Raw genomic sequence first — 11,960 nt, 5'->3', positions numbered from 1 at the left:
GACGTGGTCGAGGCGCACGGCACCGGTACCCGGCTCGGCGACCCCATCGAGGCCCAGGCCCTCCTCGCCACCTACGGCCAGGCACGCGACGAGCCGCTCTGGCTCGGCACCGTGAAGTCCAACATCGGCCACACGCAGGCGGCAGCGGGCGCGGCCGGGGTGATGAAGATGGTGCTGGCCCTGGGTGCGCAACGACTTCCGCGCACCCTGCACGCCGAGCAGCCGTCCTCCCACGTCGACTGGGAGTCGGGTGCGGTGCGGCTGCTGACCGAGGAACGGGCATGGCCGCGGGGCGATCGTCCGCGCCGCGCGGGTGTCTCGTCGTTCGGCATCAGCGGCACGAACGCCCACGTCGTCATCGAAGAAGCCCCCGCCCCCCGCCCCGCCTCCGCACCCCGGCCGAAGCATCCGCTGCCGACCGTGCCATGGGTGGTCTCCGCGCGCGCGGCCGACGCACTGCGCGCCCAACTCGCCCGGCTGGCCCCCCTGGACGCGGACCCGCTGGACACCGGCCTGTCCCTCGCCACCACCCGGGCGGTGCTGGAACACCGTGCCGTCCTGCTCGGCCCCGACCGGGACGCCTTGCGCGCACAGCTCACCGGGCCCGGCATCACCGGGTCCGTCACCGACGGCCGTACGGCATGGATGTTCACCGGCCAGGGCAGCCAACGGGTCGGCATGGGAAGGGAGTTGTACGACGCCCACCCCGCGTTCGCCACCGCGCTGGACGAGGTGTGCGCGCTGCTGGACGAGCAGCTCGGCTTCGACCGGCCCCTCAAGGACGCCCTGTTCGCGGACGACGAGAGTGCGCTGGACAGCACCGGATACGCGCAGCCGGCGCTGTTCGCGGTGCAGGTGGCGCTGGTCGCGCTACTGCGGTCGTGGGGTATGGCGCCGGAGGCCGTACTGGGTCACTCGGTGGGCGAATTCGCCGCCGCGTACACCGCCGGAGTCTTCGAACTGCCTGACGCCGCACGGCTGGTGGCGACCCGCGCCCGTCTGATGCAGGCGTTGCCCGAGGGCGGCGCGATGGCCGCCGTGGAGGTCGCCGAGGCGGATCTGTCCGGCCGGCTCCCGGACGGGGCGGTCCTGGCGGCCGTCAACGGGCCCACGTCGGTGGTCGTCTCCGGCACCGAGACCGCGGTGGACGCGGTGGTCGAGCGGGCCCGTGCGGAAGGCCGCCGGGTGACCCGTCTGCGGGTGTCGCACGCGTTCCACTCACCGCTGATGGAGCCCGTCCTCGCCCAGTTCACCGAGGTCGCCGCCTCGATCACCTACCGGACGCCGCAGGTCGCCGCCGCCAGCAGCGTCACCGGCGCCCCGCTCGGCGAGGACGAGTGGACCACCCCCGCCTACTGGGCCGACCAGATAGTCCGCCCCGTCCGCTTCCACGACGCCTTCAACGCGGCCCGGACCCAGGGCGCCGGCCGGTTCCTGGAGATCGGCCCCGACCCCGTCCTGACCGCGCTCGCCGACGACGCACCCGCCGCGGCGACCCTGCGCAGGGACCGCCCCGAGACGGAGACCCTGCTACGGGCGCTCGCCGAGCTCTTCGTACGTGGCACCCCCGTCGACTGGGCCGCCGTCTTCGCGGGCACGGGGGCCCGCGAGGTACCCCTGCCGACGTACGCCTTCCAGCGCCGCCGCTACTGGCTCGACGCGCCCCGCGCCACCGTGGCCGCCGGTGACCTCGGCCTCGGCACCACCGGACACCCGCTGCTCGGGGCCGCCGTGCCCGTCGCCGGCTCGGACGCCGTCCTGCTGACGGCCCGGCTGTCCACCACCGACCAGCCCTGGCTCGCCGACCACGCCGTGGCCGGCTCGGTGATCCTGCCCGGCACCGCCCTGCTCGAACTGGCCCTCGCTGCCGGGGACCGCGTCGGCCTCGACCGCGTCGACGAACTCACCCTCCACACCCCGCTCGTCCTCCCCGAGGCGAGTCCGGTACAGATCCAGCTCGGCGTCGAGGCCCCGGACAGCGACGGCCGCCGGCAGCTGTACATCTACGGCCGCCCCGAAACCGCCCCCGACGCGCCCTGGACGGTCCACGCCTCAGGCTTCCTGGCAGAGACCGAGCCCTCCGCCGGGGATGAGGAAGGGGACCTGCGGGCCTGGCCCCCACCGGGCGCCGAACCCGTCGAACTGGACGGCCTGTACGAGAGGCTGGCATCGGCCGGACTGTCGTACGGCCCGGCCTTCCGCGGACTGGAGGCCGTATGGCGCTCCGGCGACGACTGGTTCGTCCAGGCCGCGCTGCCGGAATCCATGGCAGAGGGCTCCGACGGATTCGGGGTCCACCCCGCCCTGCTGGACGCCGTCCTGCACGCGCTGGCGCTGCGGGAGCGCGCGGACACGGGCGCGCTGCTGCCGTTCCTGTGGTCCGGCGTCGAACTGTCGGCCGTCGGCGCCGGCGCGCTCCGCGTCCGGATCTCACCCCAGGGCGACGACACCGTCACCCTGCAGGTGGCCGACGCGACCGGCGAACCGGTCGCCCGCGCCGCCGCCCTGACCCTGCGCCCCTTGTCACCCGGCGCGCCCACCCCCACCGACAGCGCCTTCCGCGACAGCCTGTTCCGCCTCGACTGGCGGCCCCTGACGGATACCGAGGTCGCGACCACCCGGACGACGGCGGCCTGGACCGTGCTGGGCGACCCCGGGCTCCTGCCCGACGCCCCCGCCCGCGTCCACGCCGACCTCGCCGCCCTCACCTCGGCACTCGACGCCGGGGAGGAGCCGCCGCACACGGTTCTCGCACCCGTGGCCACGGACGACCGCTCCCTCACCGACGTGGCCTCCGCCGCCCTCGCCCTCGTCCAGGGTTGGCTCGCCGAACCCCGCCTCGCGGGCTCCCACCTGGTGTTCGTCACCTCCGGGGCCATCGGCGACGACGCCACGGATCTCGCCGGCGCGACCGTGTGGGGCCTGGTGCGCTCAGCCTCCGGCGAGAACCCGGGCCGGTTCCGGCTCGCGGACGTAGACGGTTCGCCGGAGTCGTACCGGGCCTTGGCCGACTGCCCCGACCAGGCCGAACGGCTCGTCCGCCAGGGCACTGTGCGTGTCCCGCGCCTGGTCAGGGCGGTCACCGACGACGTGCTGCTGCCGCCCGCCGGATCGAGCGACGGATGGCGGATGGACGTCGTCGCCCAAGGGCGCCTCAACGGCGTCGCACTCGTTCCGGAGGACCGACGCCCCCTGGAACCCGGTGAGGTGCGGGTGGCGGTGCGGGCGGCGGGGGTGAACTTCCGTGACGTGCTGAACGTCCTTGGCATGTATCCCGGCGACCCCGGTCGGCTCGGGCACGAAGGTGCCGGTGTGGTTGTGGAGGTGGGGCCGGGGGTGACCGGCCTGGTGGTCGGTGATCGGGTGATGGGTCTGCTGGACGGGGCGTTCGGTCCGTCGGCCGTTTCCGATGCGCGGTTGCTGGCGCGGGTGCCGGAGGGGTGGTCGTTCGAGCAGGCGGCGTCGGTGCCGATCGTGTTCCTGACCGCCTATTACGCCCTTATGGACCTCGCCGCTCTTCAGGCGGGGGAGTCGGTGCTGATCCACTCGGCTGCCGGTGGTGTGGGGATGGCGGCGGTGCAGCTGGCTCAGCATCTGGGCGGCGAGGTGTATGGGACGGCGAGTGAGCCGAAGTGGCCGGTCGTGCGGGGACTCGGGGTCCCCGATGAGCGGATCGCCTCGTCTCGCACGACGGAGTTCGAGGAGCGGTTCGGGTCGGGTGTGGATGTGGTGCTGGACTCGCTGGCGGGTGAGTTCGTGGATGCGTCGTTGCGGTTGGTGCGGCCGGGTGGCCGGTTCGTGGAGATGGGCAAGACCGATATCCGTGGTGCGGAGGAGGTACGTGCCGAGTACGGGGTGTCGTACCGCTCGTTCGACCTGATGGACGCCGGTCCGGACCGGATCGCCGAGATGTTCGCGGCGCTGCTGGAGCTGTTCGAGGACGGCGCCCTGCGGCTGGCGCCGGTCGCCGCCTACCCGATCTCGCGTGCCCCGGAGGCGCTACGTCTGCTGGGGCAGGCCAAGCACGTCGGGAAGGTCGTGCTGCGGGTGCCGTCGCCGTGGGGCGGCGACGGCACGGTGCTGATCACGGGCGGGACCGGTGGGCTGGGCGCGGAGGTCGCCCGGCACCTGGTCACCGCCCATGGAGTACGGGACCTGCTGCTCGTCTCCAGGCGTGGGCCCGAAGCTCCGGGCGCCGCCGAACTCACCGCCGAACTGGAGCAGTTGGGCGCCCAGGTCGATGTGCGGGCGTGTGATGTGGCCGATCGTGCGGCGCTGGCCGGCGTCCTCGACGATGTCGAGCTGACGGGCGTGGTGCATGCGGCCGGTGTGCTCGACGACGTCCTCGTCACCGGCCTCACCCCGGAGCGGCTGGCCCGCGTCCTGGCCGCCAAGGCGGACTCGGCCCGGCATCTGGACCGACTGACGCGCGGGCGGCGGCTGTCGGCGTTCGTACTGTTCTCGTCGTTCGCCGGCGTGGTCGGCAACCCGGGCCAGGCGGCCTACGCCGCCGCGAACAACGCCCTGGACGCCCTCGCGGCCGCCCGTCGCGCCGAAGGACTTCCCGCCGTGTCGCTGGCCTGGGGCATGTGGGCGACCGGCAGCGGCATGGGCGGCACACTGGACGCGGCCGAGCTGGAACGTATGGCCCGGCAGGGCTACCCCGCGCTGGACACCGGCCACGGCCTCGCCCTGCTGGACGCCGCGCTGCTCCTCGACGTGCCCACAGCCGTCCCCGCCGCCCTGCGGATCCCCGCGCTGGCCGAGACCGGTCACGACGCCCTGCCCGGTGTCCTGCACGACCTGGTCCCCGCGGCCCGGCGCCGTCGCGAGGCCCGCCGTCCGCTCGGCGCGGGAGGCGGTGAACTCGCCGACCGGCTGCGTGGGTTGCGGCCCGACGAGCGGGAACGCCTGCTGCTCGACACGGTGCGCGCCCAGGTCGCGGCGGTCCTCGGACACGCCTCGCCCGCACAGATCGACCCGGACCGCGCCTTCAAGGACCTCGGGTTCGACTCGCTCACCGCCGTAGACCTGCGCAACCGGCTGCGCACCGCCACGGGCATCGCCCTGCCCGCCACGCTCGTCTTCGACCACCCCACGCCCGGCGCCCTCGTCGCCCACCTCCGCACCCATCTGCTTGGTGACGACGACGCGACCGGCGGAACCCGTGCTCCGGCTCTCGCCCCCGCCGACGACCCCATCGCGATCGTGGGCCTCGGCTGCCGGTTCCCGGGTGGCGCGGACTCGCCCGAAGCCCTGTGGGACCTGGTCGTCACCGGCAAGGACGCGATCACGCCGATCCCGTCCGACCGCGGCTGGGACACCCGTGCTCTCGACGGCGTCGCGGCCGTCGGCGGCTTCGTCGCGGAGGCCGGCGACTTCGACGCCGAGCTGTTCGGCATCTCCCCGCGCGAGGCGCTCGCCATGGACCCGCAGCAGCGGCTGCTCCTTGAGACGGCGTGGGAGGCGCTGGAGCGGGCAGGCATCGACCCGTCCTCCCTGCGCGGCACGGCGACGGGCGTGTACGCGGGCGTCTCCGCCAACGGCTACGGCGGCCACCTCCACGAGTCGACCTCCGTGACCGAGGGCTACCTGCTCACAGGCAGCACGCCGAGCGTCGCCTCCGGTCGACTGTCGTACCTGCTCGGCCTGGAGGGCCCCGCCGTCTCCGTGGACACCGCCTGCTCCTCCGCGCTGGTCGCCCTGCACCTGGCCTGCCAGGCGCTGCGGTCCGGCGAATGCGACATGGCCCTCGCGGGCGGCGCCACCGTGATGGCCAACCCGGGCATGTTCCTGGAGTTCGCCCGGCAGGGCGGTCTCGCGGGCGACGGGCGCTGCAAGTCCTTCGCCGACGACGCCGACGGCACCGGCTGGTCCGAGGGCGCCGGCGTCATCGTCGTCGAGCGTCTCTCCGACGCGCTCCGCAACGGCCACCCCGTTCTGGCGGTGGTGCGAGGCAGTGCGGTCAATCAAGACGGTGCGTCCAACGGGCTGACCGCGCCGAACGGTCCGTCGCAGCAGCGGGTGATCCGGCAGGCGTTGGGCGCCGCGGGGGTTGACGCCTCCGAGGTGGATGCGGTCGAGGCACACGGCACGGGCACCCGGCTCGGCGATCCCATCGAGGCCCAGGCCCTGCTCGCCACGTACGGACAGGCCAGGACCGATGAGGAGCCCCTGTGGCTCGGCTCGATCAAGTCGAACATCAGCCACCCGCAGGCGGCGGCCGGTGTCGCGAGCGTGGTGAAGATGGTGATGGCGCTGCGGGAGGAGACCCTGCCGCGCACGCTGCACGCCGAGGAGCCCTCGACACACGTCGACTGGGACTCCGGGGCCGTACGGCTGCTGACGGGGGAGCGGGCGTGGCCGCGCGGTGAGCGTCCGCGTCGCGCGGGTGTGTCGTCCTTCGGCATCAGTGGCACGAACGCCCACGTCATCCTCGAAGAGGCCCCGGCCGTCCCGCAGCCGCAGCAGCGGACGGTGACGGCTCCGCCGGTCGTCCCGTGGCCCGTGTCCGCCCGAGGCGAGGAGGCCCTGCGCGCCCAGCTCGCACGCCTCTTGCAGGACTTCGAGGCACGTGAACTCGATCCGGTGGACGTCGGGTTGTCACTGGCTACGTCCCGGGCCGTGTTGGAACATCGTGCGGTTCTTCTCGGGCGTGGCGGTGAGGCGGTGCAGTCGGGGGCGGTCGTGACCGGGGCGGTGACCGAGGGTCGTACGGGGTGGATGTTCACCGGTCAGGGCAGTCAGCGTCTGGGTATGGGGCGTGAACTGCACGCGGTGTACCCGCAGTTCGCTCACGTCTTTGACGAGACCGTCGCGTTGCTGGAGGCGGAGCTGTCCGGTGCGGTCGGTTTCCCGTTGGCGTTGCGTGAGGTGCTGTTCGCGGAGGACGGTTCCGGGGCCGCGGCTCTTGTGGACCGTACCGGTTATGCGCAGGCGGCGCTGTTCGCGGTGCAGGTTGCGTCGGTTGAGTTGCTGCGTTCGTGGGGTGCGGGGCCGGATGTGGTGCTGGGGCATTCCATCGGCGAGTACGCCGCCGCGTACACGGCCGGTGTCTTCGAACTGTCGGACGCGGTGCGGTTGGTGGCGGCTCGGGCGAGGCTGATGCAGGCGCTGCCGGAGGGTGGCGCGATGGCTGCCGTCGAGGCCGACGCCACGGAGATCGCCGACCTCCTGACCGGCGGCGACGATGTGTCGATCGCCGTCGTCAACGGACCGACCGCCGTGGTCGTCTCCGGCACCGAGGACGGTGTGGAGCGCGTCATGGCGGCGGTCCGTGAACGCGGTCGACGCGTCACCCGCCTGCGCGTCTCGCACGCCTTCCACTCCCCGCTCATGGAGCCGATGCTCGACGAGTTCGCCACGATCGCCGAGCAGATCGACTACGGCACTCCCCGCTGCACGGCCATCAGCACCGTCAGCGGTGCCCCGCTCGCCGACGGCGACTGGACGAGCGCTGGCTACTGGGTGCGGCAGATCCGGGAGCCGGTGCGGTTCCACGAGGCCACCACCGAGGCGGTCACGGCCGAAGGGGCCGTCCGGCTGCTGGAGATCGGTCCCGACCCTGTACTGAGCAGCCTCGTCGAAACCGGCGCCGGGGGCATGGCGGTGGCCGTGCTGCGCAAGGACAGGCCCGAGGCCGAGACGTTCCTCGGCGCGGTCGCCGAGCTGTTCGTCCGGGGCGCCGACGTCGACTGGGCCGCCGTCCTCGCCGGATCCGGAGCGCGCATCGTCCCGCTGCCGACGTACGCCTTCCAGCGGCAGCGGTACTGGCTGCGGCCCAGCCGCTCCGGTGCGACCGCCGACGGCCTCGGCCTCGGCGACCCCGGCCATCCGCTGCTGGGCGCGGCGCTGCCCGTCGCCGGGTCGGACACCCTGCTGCTCACCGCGCGACTGTCCGCCGACGGCCGGCCCTGGCTGGCCGAGCACGTGGTCGCCGGACGGGTCGTCGTCCCCGGCACGGCGCTGCTCGAACTCGCCGTCCAGGCCGGTGACCGGGTCGGCCGCGACCATGTCGCCGACCTGACCCTGCACGCGCCGCTCGTCCTCGCCGAAGGCGGTGCCGCACAGGTGCAGATCTCCGTGGAACCGCCGGAGGCCGACGGGAGCCGTGCCCTGCGCGTCCACGCCCGCCCCGAGGGCGCAGCCGCCGACACGCCCTGGACCCTGCACGCCACCGCCACCCTCGCCACCCGCCCGGCCGAGCCCGACTGGGACCTGCGCGCATGGCCACCGGCCGACGCCGAACCGCTGCCGCTGGACGGCCTCCACGAGCGACTCGCCACCGCCGGACTCGACTACGGCCCCACCTTCCGCGGACTGAGCCGCGCCTGGCGGCAGGGTGACGACCTCTACGCCGAGTCCGTACTGCCCGAGCCCGCCGCCACCGAGGCCGGCGCCTATGCGGTGCACCCCGCGCTACTGGACAGCGTCCTGCACGCGCTCGCCCTGCGCGCCGGAGCCGAGGACGACGGCGAGGCCCTGCTGCCGTTCCTCTGGTCGGGCGTGTCCATCACGGCCGCCGGTGCCACGACCCTGCGCGCCCACCTCCACCCGACCGGCGACGGTGAAGTCTCCTTGCGCGTGGCCGACGCCGTCGGGGCGCCAGTGGCCGCCGTACGGTCCCTGCTGCTGCGCCCGGTGTCCGCCGCCGACCTGCGCACGCCGGCCGGTGTCGACCACCTCTACCGGCTGGCCTGGACAGCCGCCGCGATCCCGGACAGCGACGAACTCGTCCTCGGACAACGCCTGGTGCTGCTCTCGCCGGACGCACGCGCCGAGGAGCCGTGGGCCGACGCCGGCGTCCCGATCACCCGGCGCCACGACCTCGCCGCCCTCATCGCCGCCCTCGACACGGGCGCAGAAGCACCCGACGCGGTGATAGTGCCCATACGGGACAGCAAGGGCGGAGGTACCGCGCTCCGGCCGGAGAGCACCGGCAACTCTGGTGAAGTCCTCAGCCCGATCGCTGGTCTCCTGGGGACCATGCGGACCTGCCTGGCGGACGAGCGCCTGACCGGAACGCGTCTGGTGGTCACGACCCACGACGCGGTCCCGGCCGGAGCTGCTCCGAGCACCCACGCCCCCGGCCTGACGGGTGCCGGCGTCTGGGGACTGGTCCGGTCGGCGATCAGCGAGCACCCGGGCCGGTTCCTCCTGGCCGACCTGGACGGCGACCCCGCATCCCACCGGAGCCTCGCCCACCACCTGGCACACGGCGAGGAACCCCAACTCGCCTTCCGTGAAGGCCGGATGTGGCTCCCGCACCTGACACCGATGACCACGGACGGACTGCTGGTACCGCCGCCCGCGACCGCGGAGACGTCCTGGCGGGTGGAGGTCGCCGAGCGGGGCCGCCTGGACGGCGTGGCGATGATCACCGAGGAGCGGCGGACGCTGCGGGCCGGTGAGGTACGGGTGGCGGTACGGGCCGCGGGGGTGAACTTCCGGGACGTGCTGAACGTGCTGGGCACCTATCCCGGGGACGCGGGGCGGCTGGGGCACGAGGGTGCCGGTGTGATCGTCGAGGTGGGCCCGGGGGTGACCGGCCTGGTGGTCGGTGACCGGGTGATGGGCCTGCTGGACGGCGCGTTCGGTCCGACCGCTGTGACAGATGCACGGCTTCTGACACATGTTCCGGAGGGGTGGTCGTTCGAGCAGGCGGCGTCCGTGCCGATCGTGTTCCTGACCGCCTACTACGCCTTGGTGGACCTGGCCGGACTCAAAGAGGGCGAGTCGGTGCTGATCCATGCCGCCGCCGGTGGTGTCGGTATGGCCGCCGTGCAGCTCGCCCAGCACCTCGGCGGCGAGGTGTATGCGACGGCGAGCGAGCCGAAGTGGCCGGTCCTGCGGGAACTCGGGATCGGCGACGAGCGGATCGCCTCCTCCCGCACGACCGAGTTCGCGGACCGGTTCCGGCCGTGGGTCGACGTCGTACTGGACGCGCTCGCGGGCGAGTTCGTGGACGCCTCGCTGCGGCTGGTGCGGCCCGGTGGGCGGTTCGTCGAGATGGGCAAGGCCGACATCCGTGACGCGGAGCGAGTGCGGGCCGAGCACGGCATCGACTACACGGCCTTCGACGTCATGGACGCGGGTCCGGAGCGGATCGCGGGGATGTGGGCGGTGCTGCTGGAGCTGTTCGAGCAGGGTGCGCTGCGGCCGGTGACGGTGACGTCCTACGACCTGTCCAGGGCTCCGGAGGCGCTACGGCTGCTGGGGCAGGCCAGGCATGTCGGGAAGGTCGTGCTGCGGGTGCCGGCGCCGTGGAGCGGCGACGGGACAGTGCTGATCACCGGGGGTACCGGTGGTCTTGGGGCGGAGGTCGCCCGGCACCTGGTCACCGCCCACGGCGTACGGGACCTGCTGCTTGTCTCCCGGGGCGGCGCCGGGGCTCCGGGCGCTGCGGAACTCGCCGCGCAGCTTGAGGAGTTGGGTGCCCGGGTCCGGGTGCGGGCATGTGATGTCGCCGACCGTGCGGCACTGGCCGCCGTACTGGACGGCGTCGAACTGGCCGCCGTGGTGCACGCGGCGGGCGTCCTCGACGACGGGCTGATCGCCGACCTCTCCGAGGAGCGGCTGGCCGCGGTGCTGAGGGCGAAGGCGGAATCGGCCCTGCATCTGCATGAGTTGACGGCCGACCGTGACCTGTCCGCGTTCGTGCTCTTCTCCTCCTTCGCGGGTGTCGTGGGCAACGCAGGCCAGGCCGCCTACTCCGCCGCGAACAACATCCTCGACGCCCTCGCGGCCACCCGACGTGCCCAGGGACTGCCCGGGGTATCGCTGGCCTGGGGCATGTGGGCGCATGCGGACGGCATGGGCGGCACCCTCGGTGCGGCCGATGTGGAGCGGCTCGCGCGACAGGGCTTCCCGGCGCTGGAGACGGGCGACGGGCTGGCCCTGCTGGACGCCGCGCTCGCTGTCGACGAGCCGAATGCCGTCCCTGTCGCCGTGCGCACCTCCGCGCTGACGATCGACCAAGTTCCGTTCGTGCTCCGCGATTTGGTGCCACTGACGGGGCGGCGTCGGGAGGCGGCCTCCTCGGGGGCCGCCGTCGATGGTGGTGGTCTGGCGGAGCGGCTGCGTGGGCTGGGCTCGGTCGAACGGGACCGCATGGTGCTGGACGCGGTACTGGCCGAGGTGGCCGGCGTACTGGGACACGCCTCGGCCGGATCGGTCGATGCGTCACGGGCGTTCAAGGAGCTGGGCTTCGACTCGCTGACGGCCGTGGACCTCCGTAACCGTCTGAAGACCGTGACCGGGCTGCAGCTGCCCGCCACCCTCATCTTCGACCACCCGACCGTGGCGGATCTCGCCGCCCGGCTGAGCACCGAGTTCGACCGTGCCGAGGGCGGCTCCGCGCCCAGCCTGTCCGATCTGGACCGGCTGGAGGCGGCCGTTCTCGCGTTGGCCGAACAGGACGGAGCGGCACGCAAGGAACTGCGTGACCGACTGCGGGCCATGACGGCCCGCCTCGACGAACCGAGCACAGCGGCAACCGAGCAGGACAACGACGACATCGACTCCGCCTCGCTGGACTCGATGTTCGCGATCATCGATCGGGAACTCGAGGGCTGACGCCGGGCCTTGGCGTGCCCCTCAGGTGACAAAGGGACAGGATTCGCGTGCCCACTGACGACAAGACTCTGACGTATCTCAAGCGGCTGACCACCGACCTTCGCCAGACCCGTCAGCGGCTGCGCGAGGTCGAGGCCCGGGACCACGAGCCGATCGCGATCGTGGGGATGGGCTGCCGATTCCCGGGCGGGGTGGACTCGCCGGAGTCCCTGTGGGATCTGGTGGCGTCCGGCGGCGAGGGTGTGTCGGGGTTCCCGGTGGACCGCGGCTGGGACCTGACCGGACTGTTCGGGGACGGGCCGGGCCAGTCGTCGTCGCGGCAGGGCGGTTTCCTGCACGACGGCGCCGACTTCGACGCCGAGTTGTTCGGGATCTCGCCGCGTGAG

At 73.3% G+C, this 11,960-nt stretch carries 2 protein-coding genes; both read left to right on the top strand.

Annotated elements, in window-relative coordinates:
- A partial coding sequence (locus ACFPQ9_RS21555; RefSeq protein ID WP_417803898.1) for an SDR family NAD(P)-dependent oxidoreductase occupies window positions 1-11,574 on the top strand: 11,574 nt, incomplete at its 5' end.
- Between the two features lie 47 nt (window positions 11,575-11,621).
- A partial coding sequence (locus ACFPQ9_RS21550; protein WP_380855416.1) for a beta-ketoacyl synthase N-terminal-like domain-containing protein occupies window positions 11,622-11,960 on the top strand: 339 nt, incomplete at its 3' end.

Source organism: Streptomyces coerulescens, from assembly GCF_042657965.1.
Taxonomy (GTDB): Bacteria; Actinomycetota; Actinomycetes; order Streptomycetales; family Streptomycetaceae; genus Streptomyces; species Streptomyces coerulescens.
Note: the sequence above shows the minus strand (reverse complement) of the source record. Positions and strands in the feature narration are given on the sequence as shown.